General features: G+C 40.4%; 18 protein-coding genes. 15 read left to right on the top strand and 3 right to left on the bottom strand.

The window, feature by feature from the left end; all coding sequences use genetic code 11:
- Window positions 1-99 precede the first annotated feature (99 nt).
- Window positions 100-669: a CYTH domain-containing protein gene (locus E7Y33_RS06190; protein ID WP_139689970.1), complete on the bottom strand. Its 570-nt coding sequence runs from the start codon at window positions 667-669 to the stop codon at window positions 100-102.
- Between the two features lie 128 nt (window positions 670-797).
- On the opposite strand from E7Y33_RS06190, the gene yjbM reads away from it, so the two are divergent.
- The 8 genes from yjbM (at window position 798) to E7Y33_RS06150 (ending at window position 8,360) form a co-directional block, all read left to right on the top strand.
- Window positions 798-1,469, top strand: coding sequence for a GTP diphosphokinase (gene yjbM, locus E7Y33_RS06185; RefSeq protein WP_000151555.1), 672 nt, complete (start codon window positions 798-800; stop codon window positions 1,467-1,469).
- Window positions 1,453-2,271 (top strand): NAD kinase, encoded by an 819-nt coding sequence (locus E7Y33_RS06180; RefSeq protein ID WP_000799063.1) that lies wholly within the window; start codon window positions 1,453-1,455, stop codon window positions 2,269-2,271. Before yjbM ends, E7Y33_RS06180 begins: the two co-directional genes overlap by 17 nt.
- Window positions 2,268-3,164 carry an RluA family pseudouridine synthase gene (locus tag E7Y33_RS06175; protein ID WP_139689969.1) on the top strand — a complete coding sequence of 299 codons (897 nt, stop codon included), beginning with the start codon at window positions 2,268-2,270 and terminating at the stop codon, window positions 3,162-3,164. Before E7Y33_RS06180 ends, E7Y33_RS06175 begins: the two co-directional genes overlap by 4 nt.
- Window positions 3,165-3,207: 43 nt before the next feature.
- Window positions 3,208-4,182, top strand: coding sequence for a phosphate acetyltransferase (pta, locus tag E7Y33_RS06170; protein ID WP_084859882.1), 975 nt, complete (start codon window positions 3,208-3,210; stop codon window positions 4,180-4,182).
- Window positions 4,183-4,264: 82 nt separating this feature from the next.
- Window positions 4,265-5,443, top strand: a complete 1,179-nt coding sequence (gene mutY / locus E7Y33_RS06165; protein ID WP_139689968.1) for an A/G-specific adenine glycosylase — start codon at window positions 4,265-4,267, stop codon at window positions 5,441-5,443.
- Between the two features lie 56 nt (window positions 5,444-5,499).
- Entirely contained in the window at window positions 5,500-6,207 is a 708-nt protein-coding gene (gene yycF / locus E7Y33_RS06160; RefSeq protein ID WP_000722058.1) for a response regulator YycF, read from the top strand.
- The gene (gene vicK, locus E7Y33_RS06155) at window positions 6,200-7,549 is read left to right on the top strand and encodes a cell wall metabolism sensor histidine kinase VicK (protein WP_000568720.1); all 1,350 of its coding nucleotides are present in this window, start codon (window positions 6,200-6,202) and stop codon (window positions 7,547-7,549) included. The genes yycF and vicK overlap by 8 nt, the downstream gene beginning before the upstream one ends.
- Window position 7,550: 1 nt before the next feature.
- A complete protein-coding gene (locus E7Y33_RS06150) occupies window positions 7,551-8,360 on the top strand; it encodes an MBL fold metallo-hydrolase (RefSeq protein WP_139689967.1) in 810 nt (269 codons plus the stop codon).
- A gap of 34 nt (window positions 8,361-8,394) precedes the next feature.
- On the opposite strand, the gene E7Y33_RS06145 is transcribed toward E7Y33_RS06150, so the two are convergent.
- Both E7Y33_RS06145 and E7Y33_RS06140 read right to left on the bottom strand, forming a co-directional pair.
- Window positions 8,395-8,742 (bottom strand): DUF6568 family protein, encoded by a 348-nt coding sequence (locus E7Y33_RS06145; protein ID WP_000434641.1) that lies wholly within the window; start codon window positions 8,740-8,742, stop codon window positions 8,395-8,397.
- A gap of 111 nt (window positions 8,743-8,853) precedes the next feature.
- Window positions 8,854-10,572, bottom strand: a complete 1,719-nt coding sequence (locus tag E7Y33_RS06140) for a phospho-sugar mutase (protein ID WP_000222132.1) — start codon at window positions 10,570-10,572, stop codon at window positions 8,854-8,856.
- A 411-nt stretch (window positions 10,573-10,983) separates the two neighbouring features.
- Between E7Y33_RS06140 and E7Y33_RS06135 the strand changes: the two genes are divergently transcribed.
- The 7 genes from E7Y33_RS06135 to E7Y33_RS06105 all read left to right on the top strand — a co-directional run bounded on the left by E7Y33_RS06135 (window position 10,984) and on the right by E7Y33_RS06105 (window position 22,356).
- Entirely contained in the window at window positions 10,984-12,138 is a 1,155-nt protein-coding gene (locus E7Y33_RS06135; protein WP_139689966.1) for a DUF5105 domain-containing protein, read from the top strand.
- A 78-nt stretch (window positions 12,139-12,216) separates the two neighbouring features.
- Window positions 12,217-14,118, top strand: a complete 1,902-nt coding sequence (locus tag E7Y33_RS06130; RefSeq protein ID WP_139689965.1) for an ABC-F family ATP-binding cassette domain-containing protein — start codon at window positions 12,217-12,219, stop codon at window positions 14,116-14,118.
- 3 nt (window positions 14,119-14,121) lie between these two features.
- Window positions 14,122-14,985 carry an Rgg family transcriptional regulator gene (locus tag E7Y33_RS06125; protein ID WP_125388951.1) on the top strand — a complete coding sequence of 288 codons (864 nt, stop codon included), beginning with the start codon at window positions 14,122-14,124 and terminating at the stop codon, window positions 14,983-14,985.
- Between the two features lie 80 nt (window positions 14,986-15,065).
- A complete protein-coding gene (locus E7Y33_RS06120; protein ID WP_139689964.1) occupies window positions 15,066-16,244 on the top strand; it encodes an MFS transporter in 1,179 nt (392 codons plus the stop codon).
- Between the two features lie 90 nt (window positions 16,245-16,334).
- Entirely contained in the window at window positions 16,335-18,293 is a 1,959-nt protein-coding gene (gene ligA / locus E7Y33_RS06115; RefSeq protein ID WP_125388953.1) for an NAD-dependent DNA ligase LigA, read from the top strand.
- A gap of 155 nt (window positions 18,294-18,448) precedes the next feature.
- Window positions 18,449-20,734, top strand: a complete 2,286-nt coding sequence (gene pulA / locus E7Y33_RS06110) for a type I pullulanase (RefSeq protein WP_139689963.1) — start codon at window positions 18,449-18,451, stop codon at window positions 20,732-20,734.
- A 197-nt stretch (window positions 20,735-20,931) separates the two neighbouring features.
- Window positions 20,932-22,356 (top strand): NADP-dependent glyceraldehyde-3-phosphate dehydrogenase, encoded by a 1,425-nt coding sequence (locus E7Y33_RS06105; RefSeq protein ID WP_139689962.1) that lies wholly within the window; start codon window positions 20,932-20,934, stop codon window positions 22,354-22,356.
- Window positions 22,357-22,506 lie beyond the last annotated feature (150 nt).

Genomic DNA, 22,506 nt, shown 5'->3' with positions numbered 1-22,506 from the left:
TCTGTAAACTTTGCGAATCTTCTTTGAGAAAGCTTTGTTTTCCAAAGCCAGATTCTTTTATTTTTATCTTTTCTATTTTACCAAAAAAAGGAGATTATTTCAGCTTTTTTTCATGCTTTTAATAAAACGAATTAATTTTGAAGGAGCTTTCTGATAGGTTATCTGATTTTCATCTAAAAATCTCTTAAAATCAGCTTTCCCTTTTTCATGGTCGGTGACTTCAAGCTCGAGTTCATAGTCCGTCTGGTCAAAGTATCGACTTTCATCTAAGGCCATTAAGCCAATCTCAGTTTTCATTTCATAACGAAGGGTGGAAAGGCAGCCTAGAACAAGCCAGTCATGGCTTTCGATGTCAATCTTAGCGAGCTTCTCTAGAACGAGCCCTTGAGGTAGTTTTTGTTTTTCTAGGTAAGATTCAGCTTCTGGAAGAGTTAGTTTCTGGTTGTATTCCATATTTCCTACAGTTTGAGGCACTTTTAAGGTCAATTCCGCCCAATCTGCAAAAGTGCGAATGCGCATGGCAACCTTCTTTTCACGCAATTGGAAATCTGGTGTGTCAATGTAGTAGTTTTTCTGAAGGACGGGTTGGAAATGGGAAAACTGTTTTTTTAGATGATCATATTCCTCTTTTTTCAGAAGTGTTTTCAATTCTATTTCTAAATGTTTCATTTTTTCAACCTTTTCTATATCTTTGAAAGCGATTTATGGTATAATGGACAATGTATTTATTGTATACGAATGTACTGAAAAAATCAAAGATTTTCGACAGAGCAATCAAACATTACAAGGGAGAAAGTATGACCATAGAATGGGAAGAATTTTTAGATCCTTACATTCAGGCTGTTGGTGAATTGAAGATTAAACTTCGGGGAATTCGCAAACAGTATCGTAAGCAAAACAAGCATTCTCCGATTGAGTTTGTAACGGGTCGGGTAAAACCGATTGAAAGTATTAAAGAAAAAATGGCTCGTCGAGGAATTACTTATGCAAGTCTAGAACATGATCTGCAAGATATTGCTGGTTTACGTGTCATGGTTCAGTTCGTTGATGACGTTAAAGAAGTAGTTGAGATTCTACGTAAACGCCAAGATATGAGAGTCGTTCAGGAACGAGACTATATCACTCATCGTAAGGCTTCGGGCTATCGTTCTTATCACGTGGTTGTTGAGTACACGGTTGATACGATTAACGGAGCGAAGACGATTTTGGCGGAAATTCAAATACGGACTTTAGCCATGAATTTCTGGGCTACGATTGAACACTCGCTCAATTATAAATATCAGGGCGATTTTCCAGAAGAAATCAGGAAAAGACTGGAAATCACTGCCAAAATAGCCTATCAACTGGATGAGGAAATGGGTAAGATTCGTGATGATATCCAGGAAGCGCAGGCTCTCTTTGATCCATTGAGCAGAAAACTAAACGATGGTGTAGGAAATAGTGACGATACAGATGAAGAATACAGGTAAACGAGTTGACCTCATAGCAAATAGAAAGCCACAGAGTCAGAAGGTTTTGCATGAACTGAGGGAAAAACTAAAGAAACAACATTTTATACTGAACGATACCAATCCTGATATCGTCATTTCCATTGGTGGCGATGGAATGCTTTTGTCTGCCTTTCACAAGTATGAGAATCAGTTAGACAAGGTTCGATTTGTAGGTGTTCATACAGGGCATTTGGGATTTTACACAGATTATCGTGATTTTGAGCTGGATCAATTGGTGACCAATCTTTTACTAGATACTGGTGCCAAAGTTTCTTATCCGGTCTTGAATGTTAAGGTAACGCTTGAAAATGGAGAGGTGAAAATCTTCCGTGCTTTAAATGAAGCCAGCATCCGTCGATCAGACCGCACCATGGTTGCGGATATCATCATTAACCATGTTCCGTTCGAGAGATTTCGTGGAGATGGAGTGACTGTTTCAACGCCGACGGGAAGTACTGCCTACAACAAGTCCTTGGGTGGAGCTGTCTTGCATCCGACCATTGAAGCTTTGCAGTTGACAGAGATAGCAAGTCTTAACAACCGAGTCTATCGCACTTTGGGTTCATCAATCATTATTCCCAAAAAAGATAAGATTGAACTCTTGCCGACACGCAATGATTACCATACGATATCAGTCGATAACAGCGTCTATTCCTTCCGTAATATCGAACGGATTGAGTATCAAATCGACCATCACAAGATTCACTTCGTAGCGACTCCAAGCCACACTAGTTTCTGGAATCGTGTCAAAGATGCCTTTATCGGCGAGGTGGATGAATGAGGTTCGAATTTACCGCAGATGAGCACGTCAAAGTCAAAACCTTCCTCAAGAAACATGAGGTTTCCAAGGGACTTTTGGCTAAGATTAAGTTTCGAGGCGGGGCTATTCTGGTCAATGGCCAACCTCAAAATGCGACTTATCTCTTAGATATTGGAGATAGAGTAACTATTGACATTCCAGCAGAGGAAGGGTTTGAGAGCCTTGAAGCTATTGATCGACCACTCGATATCTTGTATGAGGATGACCATTTTCTTGTTTTGAATAAGCCTTATGGAGTAGCTTCCATCCCCAGTGTCAATCATTCCAACACCATTGCCAATTTTATCAAGGGCTACTATGTCAAGCAAAACTATGAAAACCAGCAAGTTCACATCGTGACTAGGCTTGATAGAGATACATCTGGTTTGATGCTCTTTGCCAAGCACGGCTACGCTCACGCACGCTTAGACAAGCAGTTGCAACGAAAGTCTATCGAGAAACGCTACTTTGCTTTAGTTAAAGGAGATGGTGTCTTGGAGCCAGAGGGGGAGATTATTGCCCCGATTGCGCGTGATGTGGACTCCATTATCACAAGACGGGTTGCCAAAGGTGGGAAATACGCCCATACATCTTACAAAGTTGTAGCGTCTTATGGAAATATTCACCTAGTCGATATTCGCCTGCATACTGGGCGAACTCATCAGATCCGAGTGCATTTTTCTCATATTGGCTTTCCTTTGTTGGGAGACGATCTCTATGGAGGAAGCTTAGACGATGGGATTCAGCGCCAGGCTCTGCATTGTCATTATTTATCTTTTTATCATCCTTTTCTAGAGCAAGATTTGCAACTAGAAAGCCCCTTACCGGATGATTTCAGCAATCTTATTACTCAGTTATCAACTAATACTCTTTAAAACTTATTTGGAGTATAATTTATTTTCTTAAAGGAGAAAACTCATGGAAGTTTTTGAAAGTCTCAAAGCCAACCTGGTTGGCAAAAATGCTCGTATCGTTCTCCCTGAAGGGGAAGAGCCACGTATTCTTCAAGCAACAAAACGCTTGGTAAAAGAAACAGAAGTAATTCCTGTTTTGCTCGGAAACCCTGAAAAAATTAAAATTTATCTCGAAATCGAAGGGATCATGGATGGTTATGAAGTAATTGATCCCCAACACTATCCTCAATTCGAAGAAATGGTTGCTGCTTTAGTAGAGCGTCGTAAGGGTAAAATGACTGAAGAAGAAGCGCGCAAAGTTTTGGTTGAAGACGTCAACTACTTTGGTGTGATGCTAGTCTACTTGGGCTTGGTTGACGGTATGGTATCTGGTGCGATTCACTCAACTGCCTCAACAGTTCGCCCAGCCCTTCAAATCATTAAAACTCGTCCAAATGTAACTCGTACTTCAGGTGCCTTCCTTATGGTACGTGGTACAGAACGTTACCTATTTGGAGACTGTGCCATTAATATCAATCCAGATGCGGAAGCCTTGGCCGAAATTGCGATCAACTCAGCAATCACAGCTAAGATGTTTGGTATTGAACCTAAAATTGCTATGCTAAGTTATTCTACTAAAGGTTCAGGATTTGGTGAAAGTGTTGATAAGGTAGTGGAAGCTACTAAAATTGCTCACGACTTGCGTCCTGACCTTGAGATTGATGGTGAGTTGCAATTTGACGCTGCCTTTGTTCCTGAAACTGCAGCTCTAAAAGCTCCAGGAAGTAATGTAGCTGGTCAAGCAAATGTCTTTATCTTCCCAGGTATCGAAGCCGGAAATATCGGTTACAAGATGGCTGAACGTCTCGGTGGTTTTGCGGCTGTCGGACCTGTTTTACAAGGTTTGAACAAACCTGTTAATGACCTTTCTCGTGGATGTAATGCAGATGATGTGTACAAGTTGACCCTTATTACAGCAGCTCAAGCAGTTCATCAATAAGATTTAGTCCTCTTTCCCATGGGAAGAGGCTTTTTAGTACTGAGAAAAGGACAGTTAGAAGCTTCTATGTTATACTAGATATATGTTAGATTTGAAAGAATACGGTATCGTCATGTGGCCGGAGGAGAAGATTATTTCTTTTCGTGAAAAACTCCTCAACTGGTATGATGAAAACAAGCGAGATTTGCCTTGGCGGAGAAGTAAAAATCCTTATCACATCTGGGTATCTGAAATCATGCTCCAGCAGACTAGGGTTGATACAGTTATTCCATACTACGAACGATTCTTGGACTGGTTTCCAACTGTTGAAAGTCTGGCGAATGCCCCTGAAGAGCGTCTGCTGAAGGCTTGGGAAGGTTTGGGTTATTATTCTCGAGTGCGCAATATGCAGGCTGCAGCCCAGCAGATTATGGCTGACTTTGGTGGTCAATTTCCAAACACCTATGAAGGCATTTCTAGTTTAAAAGGGATTGGCCCTTACACTGCGGGAGCTATTTCTAGTATCGCTTTTAATCTAACTGAGCCAGCGGTCGACGGCAATGTCATGCGGGTTTTGGCACGATTGTTTGAGGTTAATCATGATATCGGAGTTCCCAGCAATCGCAAAATTTTTCAGGCTATGATGGAAATCTTGATTGACCCGAAACGACCAGGTGACTTTAATCAAGCTTTGATGGATTTAGGCTCTGATATAGAGTCTCCGGTTAACCCTCGACCAGAAGAAAGTCCTGTTAAGGAATTTAGCGCAGCCTATCAGAATGGAACCATGGATCGATATCCGATCAAAGAACCCAAGAAAAAGCCTCTCCCAATTTATCTCAAGGCTCTAGTTGTACGCAATGACTGTGGTCAATATCTTCTTGAGAAAAATGAAAGCGAGAAATTGCTGGCAGGTTTTTGGCATTTCCCCTTGATTGAAGTCGAAGAATTTTCTAGAGAAGACGATCAGCTAGATCTTTTTTCTCAAGTTAAGGAGGATAGCAGAGCATTTGGCCCAAGCCCCCAAGAAAGTTTTGAGCAGGATTATGATTTAGAAGTGAATTGGTCCCATCAAGTATTTGACCAGGTCAAGCATGTATTTAGCCATCGGAAATGGCACATTCAAATCCTAGCTGGTCAGGTGACAGAAACAAAACAGTTTTCGGACAGAGAAATTCGTTGGGTTTCTCCTCAGGAGTTTTCTGACTATCCACTTGCGAAACCTCAACAAAAAATTTGGCAGGCTTATAAAACAAGTTTTGAAGATGAAGGCTTACAGTAGCCATTTGTGCCTTCTTTACATTTTTTTGTTATAATAGATAAAGAAAAGGTGATAAAATGAAAAAAATATTAATTGTAGATGATGAGAAACCAATCTCAGATATTATTAAGTTTAATATGGCCAAGGAAGGTTATGAAGTTGTTACAGCTTTCAATGGTCGTGAGGCAATCGAGCTATTTGAAGCTGAGCAACCGGATATTATTATCCTCGACTTGATGCTACCTGAAATTGATGGTTTAGAAGTTGCTAAAGCTATTCGTAAGACTAGTAGCGTGCCGATTATCATGCTATCAGCTAAGGATAGCGAATTTGACAAGGTTATTGGTTTAGAGTTAGGTGCAGATGATTATGTTACAAAACCTTTCTCAAACCGTGAGTTGCAGGCTCGTGTTAAGGCCCTGCTTCGTCGTACAGACCTAGTTTCTGTGGATAGCCAAGAGTCTGATGAGAAGAAGACGCAGCCTTTACAAATTGGTGATTTGGAAATCGTTCCAGATGCTTACGTGGCGAAGAAATATGGTGAGGAATTAGATTTAACCCACCGTGAGTTTGAACTCTTGTATCACTTGGCATCTCATATTGGACAAGTGATTACACGTGAACACTTGCTTGAGACTGTATGGGGTTATGACTATTTTGGTGATGTTCGTACTGTGGACGTGACCATTAGACGCTTGCGTGAGAAAATAGAAGATACTCCAAGTCGTCCAGAGTACATTCTCACACGTCGTGGTGTTGGATACTATATGAGAAATAATGATTGAAGATATTAGACAAACTATTCTGACCAGCGATTTTATCTTTATCTTGATTTTACTGGGCTTTATCCTGGTGGTGACCTTGCTGTTACTGGAAAATCGTCGGGATAATATCCGTCTGAAGGAGATAAATCAAAAGGTTAAGGACTTGATTGCAGGTGATTATTCTCAAGTTTTGGACTTGCAAGGAAGTACAGAAATCACCAATATCACCAATAATCTGAACGATTTGTCAGAAGTTATTCGTTTGACCCAAGAAAATCTGGAACAAGAGAGTAAACGATTGAACAGTATTCTTTCTTACATGACAGATGGCGTTCTTGCGACCAATCGTCGTGGCCAGATTACTATGATCAACGATATGGCCAAGAAACAGCTCGGTGTGCAGAAAGAAGATGTTCTGAATAAAAGCATCCTTGAATTGCTTAAGATAGAAGATGAGTATGAGTTGCGTGATCTAATTACACAGATTCCTGAGTTGACGATTGACTCCCAGGATGTGAATGGGGAATACCTGAGCCTTCGTGTACGTTTTGCTCTGGTTCGTCGTGAGTCAGGTTTCATCTCTGGTTTGGTTGCCGTTTTACATGATACGACCGAGCAGGAGAAGGAAGAGCGTGAGCGAAGACTCTTTGTTTCGAACGTGAGTCACGAGTTGCGAACTCCTTTGACCAGTGTTAAATCTTATCTTGAAGCCTTGGACGAGGGAGCTCTGTATGATCCTGTTGCTCCTGATTTTATCAAGGTTTCACTCGATGAAACCAACCGTATGATGCGGATGGTGACAGATCTCTTGCATCTCTCTCGTATTGATAATGCGACCACTCAGTTAGATGTGGAATTGATTAATTTTACAGCATTCATCACCTTTATTCTCAACCGCTTTGATAAGATGAGAAGCCAGGATGACGAGAAAAAATATGAGCTTGTCAGAGATTACCCTATTAATTCAGTTTGGATCGAGATTGATACCGATAAGATGACTCAGGTGATTGATAATATTCTTAACAATGCCATTAAGTACTCACCAGATGGTGGGAAAATCACTGTCAGCATGAAAACTACTGATGACCAGATGATTTTATCCATCAAAGACCAAGGTCTAGGTATTCCAAAGCAAGATTTGCCTAAGATTTTTGACCGCTTCTACCGTGTGGATCGTGCAAGAAGCCGGGCTCAAGGTGGAACTGGTCTAGGTCTGGCGATCGCAAAAGAAATCATCAAACAACACAATGGCTTTATATGGGCCAAAAGTGAATACGGTAAGGGATCGACCTTTACCATAGTGCTCCCTTATGATAAGGATGCCGTAAAAGAAGAAATATGGGAGGACGAAATAGAAGACTAGAATGAGTGAAAAAGGCTTTAAATACAGTATTTTAGCATCAGGATCCAGTGGAAATTCCTTTTATCTGGAAACCCCAAAAAAGAAAATCCTAATAGATGCGGGCTTGTCTGGTAAGAAAATTACAAGTCTGCTAGCTGAAATCAATCGCAAACCTGAAGATCTGGATGCGATTTTGATTACGCATGAGCATTCAGACCATATCCATGGGGTCGGTGTCTTGGCTCGTAAATATGGCATGGATCTTTACGCCAATGAAAAGACCTGGCAGGCTATGGAAAATAGTAAGTATCTTGGCAAGGTTGATTCTTCGCAAAAGCATATCTTTGAAATGGGCAAAATCAAAACCTTTGGTGATATCGACATTGAAAGTTTTGGTGTTAGTCATGATGCGGCAGCGCCACAGTTTTACCGCTTTATGAAAGACGACAAGAGCTTCGTCATGCTGACCGATACAGGTTATGTTAGTGATCGTATGGCTGGAATAGTCGAAAATGCAGACGGTTACCTCATCGAGTCCAATCACGATGTAGAGATTTTGCGAGCAGGATCTTATGCTTGGCGACTCAAACAGCGTATCCTATCTGATCTCGGTCACCTTTCTAACGAAGACGGTGCTGAGGCTATGATTCGTGCAATGGGAAATCGGACTAAGAAAATCTATCTTGGGCATTTATCCAAAGAGAACAATATCAAGGAGCTGGCTCATATGACTATGGTCAACCAGCTAGCCCAAGCGGATCTGGGAGTCGGAGTAGACTTTAAAGTTTACGATACCTCACCAGATACTGCAACACCATTGACAGATATATAAAAAAGAAGGCGAGTGCCTTCTTTTTTATATATTTTTACAATCCTGCAAATTCTTTGATTTCTTGTGCGGACATGGAAGAGTCACAACGGACCTTGATCTGGCCATCAGCAACATGAACGAATCCTGGAACAGTTGGAATACCATAGCGTGAACGGAAATCTTGCAAAGCATTGAGTTGGCTTGGTTCTTCACTGTTGATGAAGTAGATGTGAGCTTTAGTTTCAGCTACGACACCTGCCAAGGTACCAGCAAATTTACGGCAGTAAGGGCAAGTTTTGCGACCGATAAAGAAGGTTGCAGTTTCTTTATTATCAAGTGCTTCTTGTGCACGCGCAACCGTAGTGACTTCAAGGTCTTTAATATTATCTAAAAATTGTTCCATGAGATTACCTCGCTTTCATTGATAAGTCTAGTATGCCATAAAGTTTCCAAAAATGCTTAGATTTGATACGAAAAAAAGATGAGATTGGTTGGTCTCATCTTTTATAGATTTTTATTTTACAAACGCATTGATTTCTGCTTCGATGTTAGCAATCTTAACTTGTGAATCTTCGTTGCTTTCACCCACAACGGCAATGTAGAACTTGATTTTTGGTTCTGTACCTGAAGGGCGAACTGCAATCCATGAACCGTCAGCAAGTGTGTATTTCAAAACATCACTTGGAGGAGTTGTCAAGTTTGTAACAGTACCATCAGCGGCAGTAGCAGTTTGAGCCTTGAAGTCTTCTACGACAGTGATAGCTGTTGTGTTCCATTCTTTCGGAGCATTGTTACGGAATTTAGCCATAATGGCTTTGATTTGTTCAGCACCATCAACACCAGAAAGAGTAACAGAGATAGTTTTTTCTGCGTAGTAGCCGTACTCTTTGTAGATTTCTTCGATACCGTCAGCAAGTGTCAAACCACGTGAACGATAGTAGGCAGCAAGTTCAGCAACGACAAGAACAGCTTGAATAGCATCTTTATCACGTACGAATGGTTTGATCAAGTAACCGAAGCTTTCTTCAAATCCCATCATGTAAGTGTGGTTGTGTTTTTCTTCGAATTCTTGAATCTTTTCAGCGATAAATTTGAAACCAGTCAAGACGTTAAACATAGTTGCGCCGTAGCTCTCAGCAATCTTCGTTACCAAGTCAGTTGATACGATGGATTTGCAAAGGGCTGCATTTTCAGGAAGAGTTCCAGCATTTTTGTGGGCTTCCAAGATGTATTTAGCCATGATAGCGCCGATTTGGTTACCTGAAAGGTTGAGGTAGCTTCCATCTTTTTGAAGAACTTCAACACCAACACGGTCAGCGTCAGGGTCAGTTGCCACAAGAACGTCTGCACCAACTTGACGACCAAGTTCTTCAGCAAGGGCGAAGGCTGCTTGGCTTTCTGGGTTTGGAGATTTTACAGTTGAGAAGTCAGGGTCAGCAGTTGCTTGTGCTTCAACAACTTGAACTGAGTCAAATCCAGCTTGGGCAAGAGCACGACGAGCCAACATTTCACCAGTACCATGAAGTGGTGTGTAGACAATCTTCATGTCTTTACCAAATTCTTCGATCAAGGCTGGGTTGATGTTTACGTCCTTAACCTCTTTAAGGTATTCTACGTCGACAGCTTCACCAATCACTTCAATCAATCCAGAAGCTTTTTCAGCTTCTACATCAGCAACTTCGACAGCGAATGGATTTTCGATTGCACGAATATAAGTTGTCAAAGCATCTGCATCATGTGGAGGCATTTGCCCACCGTCTTCACCGTAAACCTTGTAACCGTTAAATGGAGCAGGGTTGTGACTGGCAGTAATCATGATACCAGCAAAACAGTTGAGGTGACGAACAGCGAATGACAGTTCAGGAGTTGGACGAAGGCTTTCAAATACGTAAGATTTGATACCGTGTTTAGCAAGAACTGCCGCAGATTCAAAGGCAAACTCAGGTGAGAAGTGACGGCTATCGTAGGCAATTGCTACACCGCGTTCTTTTTCATTTCCACCTTTTGACTCAATCAAACGAGCCAAACCTTCAGTTGCTTGACGAACAACATAGATATTGATACGATTTGTACCAGCACCGATCAAACCACGCATACCAGCAGTACCAAATTCAAGATTGGTATAGAAGGCATCTTCCTTTGTTTTTTCGTCCATATTTTCCAAATCTTGACGAAGGTAGTCTGGAAGGTCAGCAAAATCGACCCATTTTTGATAATTTTCTTGGTAAGTCATAGAGTGTCTCCTTTGTTTATTTGCTTTAATCGCTTTCATTATATCACGATTTGACATTTTAGTAAAACGTTAGCATAACTTAAAATGTAGGAAATTAACTTTTGTACTTTAGCGGGAAAATGGTGGGGACTGTGCTTACTTATACTAAGTTAGGGATGAAAATTAATTATTAGATACTTTATAACATGAAAGTTTATAATTCATTTTGTAGGTTTGTTGAAGAAAAAAAATCAAAAATATTGTTATATTCTATTCTTTTTATAAAGAATCCTTTAATGTATCAAATGAACAGATAGAAAAATTTAAGTTAAAACTCTATAAATTTAAGATATTTTGAAAATATCTGGTTTCTGTTTTGAATTTTATAGTGCGTATGGTAAAATATAGTAAATCATTAAAGGAGAATCCATTATGAAAAAAATTCTTAAGCATTCTGCTTTGCTTTTATCAGCTTTAGCACTTGTTGCCTGTGGAGCTCAAAAAAAAGCAAGTGACAATGGTACTGCCTCGAACTCAAACTTTGAAGTTTCTGTAAAAGACGGTATGTTTGTATTGCCTAAAGACGAAGATTCATCTTCAAGCTACCTTGCACTTCAAGTCGAAATCAAGAACAATCGTGATAAACAGTTTAGTTTTACTAGCCAAGATATTACGCTTTATAATGAAAAAGATGAAAAATTACAACCAATTCAAATCCACGAAAGCGACAGTAAAACTAAGTTTATGTCATATGGAGACAGTCTTTCTAAAGGAAAGAGCGTTGCTGGTTATGTAGTTTATGAAGTCGACAAGAACGCTAAGTATGAACTCCACTTTGCGCCTAGCTTTTACGATGACATCAAAGAAAATTCTAAAAAGAATAACGATGTAGCAATCAAGGTGGATCCAAGTCAGTACGAAGATCATATTGATGAAGCTAAAGATGTAATGAAAAAATATGTCGATGCTGTTTACCTTAATGGGGAAAGTTCTGGTGGTGGAACGAACCTAAGTGCTACTGATAATAAGTCGCAAGTTGTAGCACTTGCTGATGATAAAAAATCTTCTGATGACAGTGCTGAATTCACAAACGATGCGAAAGCTGATAAAGAAGAGTTTATCAAGAAATTTACAGAGTCGTTCGGAAAAGGCTTCTATAATTACAAACCTTCTGATTCAGAACTTAGAACATTCGCAGATGCTTACATCAAAGCAAATGCTAAGAGAGCAAAAGTTGATTATAAAGTGAAGACATATTTGCCAGACTATGCTGTTGTTTATGTTAGACCAGAAACAATCGACTTGGATAATTTGAATGTTCATGAATTGAGCCGTAAATTCTATGAAGAAAACAAAGGTAAATATAGCAACTACTCAGAAGCTATGAAAGCTGGTGAGAAGTACATTTTAGAAAATGCACCAAGTCAATTTGATTCAACTCCTCTAGACACTAGTGATAACATGAAGAAAGAGGGTTATGAAATTAAAATGACCAAGAAAGATGGAAAATGGACCATCGATACCTCTTCTAAAAACTATGACTTAAAAGATATGGCTCGCACATTCCGTGGAGGCATTGGATACTAATATAAAAGGTTCGGGTTTATGACTCGAACTTTTTTCATTGCAATTGTGCAAAAGAGAAAAAGATAGTAAAATAGAGATATGATTATTTTACAAGCCAATAAAATTGAACGTTCTTTTGCAGGCGAGCTTTTGTTTGATAATATAAACCTGCAAGTAGATGAACGAGACCGAATTGCTCTTGTTGGGAAAAATGGTGCTGGTAAGTCCACACTTTTGAAGATTTTAGTTGGGGAAGAGGAGCCAACTAGTGGAGAAATCAATAAGAAAAAAGATATTTCTCTGTCTTACCTAGCCCAAGATAGCCGTTTTGAGTCTGAAAATACCATTTATGATGAAATGCTCCATGTCTTTGATGATCTACGCCATACGGAGAAACAACTGCGTCAGATGGAGTTGGAGATGGGTGAAAAGTCTGTTGAAGATCTAGATAAACTGATGGCGGATTATGATCGTTTATCAGAGAATTTCCGTCAGGCTGGTGGCTTTACCTACGAAGCTGATATCCGCGCTATCTTGAATGGTTTCAAGTTTGACGAGTCTATGTGGCAGATGAAAATTGCTGAGCTTTCAGGTGGTCAAAATACTCGTCTTGCACTGGCTAAAATGCTCCTTGAAAAGCCAAATCTCTTGGTCTTGGACGAGCCTACCAACCACTTGGATATTGAAACCATTGCCTGGCTAGAGAATTATTTGGTGAACTATAGCGGTGCACTCATTATTGTCAGCCACGACCGTTACTTTTTGGACAAGGTTGCGACGGTTACACTCGATTTAACTAAGCATTCCTTGGATCGTTATGTAGGCAATTACTCTCGTTTTGTTGAGTTAAAGGAGCAAAATCTAGCTACTGAGGCAAAAAACTATGAAAAGCAACAGAAGGAAATCGCGGCTCTAGAAGACTTTGTCAATCGCAATCTAGTCCGAGCCTCAACGACTAAACGTGCCCAATCTCGACGCAAGCAACTAGAAAAAATGGAGCGTTTGGACAAGCCTGAAGCTGGCAAGAAATCAGCCAATATGACCTTCCAGTCGGAAAAAACATCAGGTAATATCGTTTTGACCGTTGAAAATGCGGCTATTGGCTATGATGGGGAAATATTGTCAGAACCTATCAACCTAGACCTCCGTAAGATGAATGCTGTTGCCATCGTAGGACCAAATGGTATTGGTAAGTCAACCTTTATCAAGTCTATTGTGGACCAGATTCCTTTTATCAAAGGAGAAAAGCGATTTGGGGCCAATGTTGAGGTTGGCTACTATGACCAAACCCAAAGCAAGCTAACACCAAGTAATACGGTTCTGGATGAACTTTGGAATGATTTTAAACTGACACCAGAAGTTGAAATCCGCAACCGCCTCGGTGCCTTCCTTTTCTCAGGAGATGATGTTAAAAAATCAGTTGGCATGCTTTCAGGTGGCGAGAAAGCTCGTTTGCTTTTGGCTAAATTGTCTATGGAAAATAACAACTTCCTGATTCTTGACGAGCCGACCAACCACTTGGATATTGATAGCAAGGAAGTGTTGGAAAATGCCTTGATTGACTTTGATGGAACTCTTCTATTCGTCAGCCATGACCGTTACTTTATCAATCGTGTGGCAACTCATGTGCTGGAATTGTCTGAGAATGGCTCAACTCTCTATCTTGGAGATTATGACTACTATGTTGAGAAGAAAGCAGAAGTAGAAATGACTCAGACAGAAGAAGCTTCAACTAGCAATCAAGAAAAAGAAGCAAGTCCAGTTAATGATTATCAAGCTCAGAAAGAAAGTCAGAAAGAAGCTCGCAAGCTCATGCGACAAATCGAGAGTTTAGAGGCTGAAATCGAAGAGTTAGAAAGTCAAAGCCAAACTATTTCTGAACAAATGTTGGAGACAAACGATGCCGAAAAACTCATGGAATTGCAGGCTGAACTGGATAAAATCAGCCATCGTCAGGAAGAAGCTATGCTTGAGTGGGAAGAATTATCGGAGCAGGTGTAAGAAATGGAACATCTTGGAAAGGTATTTCGTGAATTTCGAACAAGTGGGAAGTACTCCTTAAAAGAGGCGGCAGGTGAATCATGTTCAACCTCTCAGTTATCTCGCTTCGAGCTTGGGGAGTCTGATCTAGCAGTTTCCCGTTTCTTTGAGATTTTGGATAATATTCATGTGACCATTGAAAATTTCATGGACAAGGCTAGGGATTTTCAAAATCATGAACATGTTGCCTTGATGGCACAGATTATTCCGCTTTACTACTCAAATGATATTGCAGGTTTTCAAAAGCTTCAAAAGGAACAGCTTGAGAAAGCAAAGAGTTCGACCAATCCCCTCTATTTTGAGCTAAATTGGATTCTGCTACAAGGTCTGATTTGTCAAAGAGATGCTCGTTACACGATGAGTCAGAGTGATTTAGAAAAGGTAGCAGATTATCTTTTTCAAACAGAAGAATGGACTATGTATGAGTTGATTCTTTTCGGTAATCTCTATACTTTCTACAATGTGGACTATGTAGCTCGGATTGGCAGAGAAGTCATGGAGCGGGAAGAGTACTACAAGGAAATTGGTCGGCATCGTAAACTCGTTTTGATTTTAGCTCTTAACTGTTACCAGCATTGTTTGGAAAACCGTTCCTTTGCGGATGCGGACTATTTTGAGGGCTATGTGGAGAAGTTGATTGGAAATGGTATCAAGCTTTATGAGCGCAATATCTTCCATTATCTCAAAGGTTTCGCCCTCTACCAGAGAGACTTGAAAGAAGAGGGTTGTGGTCAGATGCAGGAGGCTATGCATATTTTTGATGTGCTTGGACTTCCAGAGCAAGTGGCTTACTATCAGGAACATTATGAAAAATTTGTAAATGCTTAAATTTCCCAAATAAGGGAAAAATAAAGAGACTCCTTTCAGTTTTGATACAATAGTTTCAAAATTTGAGAGGAGCTTTTTATATGAATCGACATGCAATCCAGTTGATTAGTCGTGGGGCTATTAATAAGATAGGAAATATGCTCTATGATTATGGAAATAGTGTTTGGTTGGCATCAATGGGAACGATAGGGCAGACTGTTCTTGGGATTTATCAGATTTCTGAACTCGTCACATCGATTCTGGTCAATCCCTTTGGCGGAGTGATTTCAGACCGCTTTTCGCGTCGCAAAATTTTGATGACGACGGACTTGATTTGTGGTATTCTCTGTTTAGCTATTTCTTTCATCAGAAATGATAGCTTGATGATTGCTGCTCTGATCTTCGCAAATATTGTTCAGGCGATTGCCTTTGCATTTTCTCGTACAGCCAATAAAGCCATTATAACTGAGGTAGTAGAGAAAGACGAGATTGTGACCTATAATGCTCGCTTAGAGCTCGTTTTGCAGGTTGTAGGTGTTAGCTCTCCTATACTTTCTTTCATCGTTTTACAATTTGCCAGTCTCCATATGACACTTGTTTTAGATGCCATTAGCTTTTTCATCGCATTTACTTTAGTAGCTTTCCTTCCCAAAAAAGAGACTCAGGAACAAGAGAAAAAGACTTTCAGCTGGAAAAATATTTTTGCTGATATGAAAGAAGGGATTCGCTATATTTGGCGCCAGCAAGAAATTTTTTTTCTTTTGTTAGTCGCTTCCAGTGTTAATTTCTTTTTTGCAGCTTTTGAATTCCTCCTCCCTTTTTCAGAACGGCTTTACGGGGTAGAAGGAGCTTATGCAACTATTTTGACTATGGGCGCTATTGGTTCCATTATTGGAGCTCTTCTAGCTAGCAAAATAAAGGCAGATGTTTATAATCTTTTGATTCTATTGGCCTTGACTGGAGTTGGAGTTTTTATGATGGGATTACCACTGCCAACTTTTCTTTCCTTTTCTGGAAATTTAGTTTGTGAACTGTTTATGACGATATTTAATATTCACTTTTTTACTCAGGTTCAAACCAAGGTTGAGGGGGAATACTTGGGGAGAGTCCTAAGCACTATTTTTACCTTAGCCATCCTATTTATGCCGATTGCAAAAAGCCTTATGACGGTGCTACCAAGTGTCCATCTCTCTTCTTTTCTGATAATTGGAAGCGGGGTTATTGTCCTGTCTTGTTTCTCCCTCATTTACGTGCGAAGTCATTTTAAAAAAGAGTTATAATTTCTTTTTTTTTAGAGAATATTTCACTACGAATCATTTTTCCGTCCTTCTCTATTGTGAGGAGGGCTTGCTTTGTGGTAAAATGGGATTATGAATGAAAGAATGAATGAGTTAGTTGCCTTACTTAACCGCTATGCGACCGAGTACTATACGAGTGACAATCCCTCGGTGTCAGATAGCGAGTATGATCGTCTCTACCGAGAGTTGGTCGAATTGGAAGCTGCCTATCCAGATCAAGTTTTAGCGGACAGTCCGACCCATCGTGTTGGTGGTAAGGTTTTAGATGGTTTTGAAAAATACAGTCATCAGTATCCTCTATACAGTTTGCAGGATGCTTTTTCACGTGAAGAGTTAGAAGCTTTTGATGCGCGTGTGCGAAAAGAATTACCCCAACCGACCTATATTTGCGAGCTGAAAATCGATGGTTTGTCTATCTCGCTTACGTATGAAAAAGGGATTTTGGTTGTTGGTGCCACACGTGGGGATGGGTCTATTGGAGAAAATATCACCGAAAACCTCAAGCGCGTCAAGGACATTCCTTTGACCTTGCCCGAAGAACTAGATATCACCGTTCGTGGAGAGTGTTACATGCCACGCGCTTCCTTTGATCAGGTCAACCAAGCCCGCCAAGAAAATGGGGAGCCTGAATTTGCCAATCCTCGTAATGCAGCAGCTGGGACCCTTCGTCAGTTGGATACGGCGGTAGTTGCCAAGCGCAATCTTGCCACTTTCCTTTATCAAGAAGCCAGTCCTTCAACTCGCGATAGCCAAGAGAAAGTCTTGAAGCATCTTGAACAGCTTGGTTTTGTAGTTAATCCAAAGCGAATCCTTGCTAAAACTATAGATGAGATATGGGATTTTATCCAAGAAGTAGGACAAGAACGGGAGAAACTACCTTACGATATTGATGGAGTGGTCATCAAGGTCAATGACCTAGCAGGTCAAGAAGAGCTTGGCTTTACCGTTAAAGCGCCCAAGTGGGCAGTTGCTTACAAGTTCCCTGCTGAGGAAAAAGAAGCCCAACTCCTTTCAGTTGACTGGACAGTCGGGCGTACTGGAGTTGTTACGCCAACTGCAAACCTAACACCTGTTCAGCTTGCTGGGACAACTGTTAGCCGTGCAACACTGCACAATGTAGATTATATTGCTGAAAAAGATATCCGCAAAGACGATACGGTTATCGTTTATAAGGCTGGAGATATCATCCCTGCTGTTTTGCGTGTGGTAGAGTCCAAGCGTGTTTCTGAAGAAAAACTAGATATCCCAACAAACTGTCCAAGTTGTGACTCTGACTTGTTGCACTTTGAAGATGAAGTGGCTCTTCGTTGTATCAATCCTCGTTGTCCTGCTCAAATCATGGAAGGTTTGATTCACTTTGCCTCTCGAGACGCCATGAATATTACAGGACTTGGTCCATCTATTGTTGAAAAGCTTTTTGCTGCCAATTTAGTCAAGGATGTGGCAGATATTTACCGTTTGAAAGAAGATGATTTTCTCCTTTTAGAAGGTGTCAAGGAAAAGTCTGCTTCTAAACTGTATCAGGCCATTCAAGCATCCAAGGAAAACTCTGCTGAAAAGCTCTTGTTTGGTCTGGGAATTCGCCATGTCGGAAGCAAGGCTAGCCAACTCTTGCTCCAACATTTCCACTCTATTGAAAACTTAGCTCAAGCTGATCCAGAAGAAGTGGCAAGTATTGAAAGTCTGGGAGGTGTAATTGCCCAAAGTCTTCAGACCTATTTTGCTACAGAAGGATCGAAGATTCTCTTAGATGAGCTGAAAGAAGCAGGGGTCAATCTAGACTACAAAGGTCAGACCGTAGTAGCAGATGCAGCCTTGTCAGGTTTGACAGTAGTTCTGACGGGGAAATTGGAACGTCTCACTCGCTCAGAAGCAAAAAGTAAACTCGAAAGTCTGGGAGCTAAGGTAACCGGCAGTGTATCAAAGAAAACAGATCTAGTCGTAGCAGGAGCAGATGCAGGAAGCAAACTCCAAAAAGCTCAAGAACTTGGTATCGAAGTTCGAGATGAAGCCTGGCTAGAAAGTTTGTAAAGAATAGTTGATAACTAGATGTTAGATAGTATGGAACTATCTCTCCTGATGTGTTTTTATATCTATTAGAACTATTCTCTATTGTGCTGAATTTCCCGCTAAATTCTTCAGCATGACTTAAAAATTAAAATTGAAATTAGGAATTAGGAAAAGAAATGTATAGATACCCAGTAGTCATCCATTTTCACCGAAAAAATGGGGATTATGATGCTTGTTCATTCAGTAGAAAACAGGCAGATATTAAAGAAAATTTGTATTATGAAAATGACTATTTTGGAGCAAAATTCTCCTTTACAGTCACAAGTGCAGAAAGGCTCAATACTTTGACCTTTTCTGTCGAAATAGATGGAAAGACAAAAGACTATCTCCTACGGTTTAACTATTATCCACTGTTGACTGAGGTTTGGATCTTAGATGGTGATGAGACGGTTTATTATTCTGAAAATCCTGCCATTGCAAGTCCTTACTATAAAGATCGAAATCCGTTTGCTTTTGATAAAGCCTTTCACAGTGAAAGCTTTGATCACCATTGGGGATATCAAGGAGAGTTAGGTTACAGTATCTCAGACTACCAGACAAGCTTTAAACTCTGGGCTCCAACAGCTACAGCAGTCCAAGTGGTCGTTTATGAAAATACAAGTAACGACGCGCCGATTTGGAAAACCTTTAACCTTGAGCGTGGGAATAGCTATTCATACAGCCATAAGTACAATACCATTGGTGTTTGGAGTGTAGACCTGGATGAAAATCTTGCAGGTAAAGCCTATCAGTATCAGATTGAGTTTCCGCACCACCAGACTTTGACACGAGATCCTTACACTATCGCTACAAGTGCTGACGGGAAACGTTCCGTAATTCTCTCTCAGCGAGATAGACAGGTAGAAGGATTTAAAGTCAAACATGGGACAGACGCTCCTTGGCGTTTGGAAAATCCATGTAAAGCTGTTATCTGTGAAATGCATATTCGTGATTTTACAAAATCGCCGACATCTGGAGTTCCAGAAAATCTTCGAGGGACTTTTCTTGGGGCTGCCCAGACTGGAACAGTTAACCGGTATGGGCAAGCAACAGCCTTTGACTACATCAAAGAACTCGGCTGTAATTATGTTCAGCTCCAACCAATCTTTGATCGTCATAAGGAATACGACGAGGATGGGAATGTAACCTATAACTGGGGTTATGATCCTCAAAACTACAATGCTCCAGAACCAAGTTTCTCTAGTAATCCAGATGATCCTGGACAGGTTATTCGAGACCTCAAGACCATGATTCAGGCATATCATGATGCGGGAATCGGTGTTATTATGGATGTCGTTTACAACCATACTTTCTCAACGGTAGATGCGCCTTTCCAAACAACTGTTCCTGATTATTACTATCGTATGAATCCAGATGGAACCTTCCAAAACGGTACAGGTGTAGGAAATGAAACCGCAAGCGAACACGAAATGTACCGCAAGTATATGATTGACTCACTCCTTTATTGGGTAAAAGAATACAATATTGACGGTTTCCGTTTCGACTTGATGGGAATTCACGATATCAAAACCATGCAGGCAATTCGTTGGGCACTGGATGAAGTTGATCCTCGTATTATCACTTATGGAGAAGGTTGGGATATGGGGACCGGTCTTGCACCTTATGACAAGGCCAAGAAGGACAATGCCTACCAGATGCCAAATATTGGATTCTTCAATGATGATCAGCGTGATGCCATCAAAGGAGGAGAAGTTTATGGCTCAATCAAGGCAGGATTTGTTAGTGGTGCAGCTACAGAACCGATTGTAGCCAAAGCTATTCTTGGTAGCCGAGAGTTGGGTTCATATCTTAGTCCAAACCAAGTTCTTAACTACGTGGAAGCCCATGATAATTACAACTTGCATGATTTGTTGGTAACCCTTCATCCAGATCACAGTTCAGATAAGATTATGCGACAGGTTGAAACAGCAACAGCGATGAGCATTCTTATGCAAGGGATGTCCTTTATAGAGCTGGGTCAAGAATTTGGACGCACCAAACTCCTTGCTACTGGAGAAAATGGCGAGCTGACTGCGGCAGATAGAGAACGGGCCATGAATAGTTACAATGCTCCAGATAGTGTCAATCAGGTCAACTGGGATTTAATCAATGAGAGACAAGAAAGCATTGAATTTATTCGCCAGATTATTCGCCTAAAAACACAAACGCGTGCTTTCTCCTACCCTACATACGAAGAAGTTTATCGTCATGTCTTCGTCCATACAGCTGCTGAAAATAGTGGGTGGATTGTTTACGAAATTCACGGTGGAGCAGAGCACTTATTGGTGGTATTCAATGCCAAGGGAACTTCTTTTTACTTTGAAAATGCAGGAAATCTTGAAATGCTGGTATCCAATAGTCGTTCTCAAGAGTCTAATGTGATTGATGATATCAGCGTTGCAGTCTTGAAGGTACTTTCATAGTAAATGCCACAAAAAGGTTTAGTTAACTCTAGACCTTTTTTGATTTTTATTGAAAAACCAATATCTAATAGGAATAAATTTCAAATAATTTGAAGAATCAAGTTTGTGAAAAAAATATCAATATTTTCCAAAAAGGGGTTGTAATTTTCTGAAAATTTGATAAAATAAGTTTTAATCATTTTCAGGAGGAAGAGAATTTGACAAATTATCAGAATTTAGTGAATGGAAAATGGAAATCATCAGAGAATGAAATTGCCATCTATTCTCCCATCAATCAAGAAAAGCTGGGGACAGTACCCGCTATGAGTCAGGCTGAAGTAGATGAGGCTATGAAAGCAGCGCGTGCAGCTCTCCCAGCATGGCGTGATTTAGCACCCGTTGAGCGTGCAGCCTATTTACATAAGACAGCAGACATTTTGGAACGTGATAAAGAAGAAATTGGTACCATTCTTGCCAAAGAGGTTGCAAAAGGAATTAAAGCAGCCATTGGAGAAGTAGTACGTACAGCAGAATTGATTCGTTTTGCTGCCGAGGAAGGTCTCCGTATCACTGGACAAGCAATGGAAGGTGGCGGTTTTGAAGCTGCAAGTAAAAATAAACTAGCCGTTGTTCGTCGTGAGCCAGTTGGAGTGGTCTTAGCTATTGCACCATTTAACTATCCAGTAAACCTTTCTGGATCTAAGATTGCTCCGGCTTTGATTGCAGGAAATGTCGTTATGTTCAAACCACCAACACAAGGCTCTATTTCTGGTCTCTTGTTGGCTAAAGCATTTGACGAAGCAGGAATCCCAGCAGGTGTCTTTAACACCATCACTGGACGTGGTTCTGAAATCGGAGACTACATCATCGAACACAAGGAAGTGAATTTCATTAACTTTACAGGTTCAACACCGATTGGGGAGCGTATTGGTCGTTTAGCTGGTATGCGCCCAATTATGCTGGAACTTGGCGGGAAAGATGCAGCAATTGTCTTAGAGGACGCAGATTTAGAAAATGCAGCTAAACAAATCGTAGGTGGTGCCTTTAGCTACTCTGGTCAACGTTGTACCGCTATCAAACGTGTTTTGGTTGTGGAAAGCGTAGCAGACAGATTGGCAGAATTGCTCCAAGCTGAAGTTGCTAAGCTAACAGTCGGTGATCCATTTGACAATGCAGATATCACGCCAGTTATTGATAATGCTTCAGCTGATTTCATCTGGGGATTGATTGAAGATGCTCAGGAAAAAGGAGCCAAAGCGCTCAGCCTAATCAAACGTGAGAATAATCTCATTTGGCCAGGACTTTTTGATTATGTCACAAGAGATATGAAATTAGCCTGGGAAGAACCATTTGGACCTGTTCTTCCAATTATTCGAGTTTCAGATGCTAATGAAGCGGTAGAAATTGCTAATGAATCAGAATTCGGTCTTCAATCTTCAGTCTTTACAAATGACTTTAAGAAGGCATTTGAAATTGCTGAAAAACTTGAAGTTGGAACCGTTCATATTAATAATAAAACACAACGTGGACCAGATAATTTCCCATTCCTTGGTGTAAAAGGTTCTGGTGCAGGAGTGCAAGGAATTAAATATAGTATCGAAGCGATGACAAATGTTAAATCCATTGTATTTGATGTGAAATAATCTATAAAATCAGGAAAATCACTTCCTGATTTTATTTTTTTCAAAAAAATACAGTTTAAAATTGATAAAAAACGAATATTCTGCTATTATAATAAAAAAATATATGGAAATTGTTTCGTGTTCTATTTTCTGAATATCTTTTTTAAAATG

It is taken from the genome of Streptococcus oralis, assembly GCF_006175905.1.
Lineage (GTDB): Bacteria > Bacillota > Bacilli > Lactobacillales > Streptococcaceae > Streptococcus > Streptococcus oralis_BG.
Note: the sequence above shows the minus strand (reverse complement) of the source record. Positions and strands in the feature narration are given on the sequence as shown.

What these genes read in the sequence shown, in the direction of transcription:
- E7Y33_RS06140 (WP_000222132.1), bottom strand. Translation starts at nt 10,572, where the DNA reads ATGACTTACCAAGAAAATTATCAAAAATGGGTCGATTTTGCTGACCTT.
- E7Y33_RS06175 (WP_139689969.1), top strand. Translation starts at nt 2,268, where the DNA reads ATGAGGTTCGAATTTACCGCAGATGAGCACGTCAAAGTCAAAACCTTC.
- pta (WP_084859882.1), top strand. Translation starts at nt 3,208, where the DNA reads ATGGAAGTTTTTGAAAGTCTCAAAGCCAACCTGGTTGGCAAAAATGCT.
- mutY (WP_139689968.1), top strand. Translation starts at nt 4,265, where the DNA reads ATGTTAGATTTGAAAGAATACGGTATCGTCATGTGGCCGGAGGAGAAG.
- yycF (WP_000722058.1), top strand. Translation starts at nt 5,500, where the DNA reads ATGAAAAAAATATTAATTGTAGATGATGAGAAACCAATCTCAGATATT.
- E7Y33_RS06130 (WP_139689965.1), top strand. Translation starts at nt 12,217, where the DNA reads ATGATTATTTTACAAGCCAATAAAATTGAACGTTCTTTTGCAGGCGAG.
- pulA (WP_139689963.1), top strand. Translation starts at nt 18,449, where the DNA reads ATGTATAGATACCCAGTAGTCATCCATTTTCACCGAAAAAATGGGGAT.
- E7Y33_RS06150 (WP_139689967.1), top strand. Translation starts at nt 7,551, where the DNA reads ATGAGTGAAAAAGGCTTTAAATACAGTATTTTAGCATCAGGATCCAGT.
- E7Y33_RS06180 (WP_000799063.1), top strand. Translation starts at nt 1,453, where the DNA reads ATGAAGAATACAGGTAAACGAGTTGACCTCATAGCAAATAGAAAGCCA.
- ligA (WP_125388953.1), top strand. Translation starts at nt 16,335, where the DNA reads ATGAATGAAAGAATGAATGAGTTAGTTGCCTTACTTAACCGCTATGCG.
- E7Y33_RS06190 (WP_139689970.1), bottom strand. Translation starts at nt 669, where the DNA reads ATGAAACATTTAGAAATAGAATTGAAAACACTTCTGAAAAAAGAGGAA.
- yjbM (WP_000151555.1), top strand. Translation starts at nt 798, where the DNA reads ATGACCATAGAATGGGAAGAATTTTTAGATCCTTACATTCAGGCTGTT.
- vicK (WP_000568720.1), top strand. Translation starts at nt 6,200, where the DNA reads ATGATTGAAGATATTAGACAAACTATTCTGACCAGCGATTTTATCTTT.
- E7Y33_RS06145 (WP_000434641.1), bottom strand. Translation starts at nt 8,742, where the DNA reads ATGGAACAATTTTTAGATAATATTAAAGACCTTGAAGTCACTACGGTT.
- E7Y33_RS06120 (WP_139689964.1), top strand. Translation starts at nt 15,066, where the DNA reads ATGAATCGACATGCAATCCAGTTGATTAGTCGTGGGGCTATTAATAAG.
- E7Y33_RS06135 (WP_139689966.1), top strand. Translation starts at nt 10,984, where the DNA reads ATGAAAAAAATTCTTAAGCATTCTGCTTTGCTTTTATCAGCTTTAGCA.
- E7Y33_RS06125 (WP_125388951.1), top strand. Translation starts at nt 14,122, where the DNA reads ATGGAACATCTTGGAAAGGTATTTCGTGAATTTCGAACAAGTGGGAAG.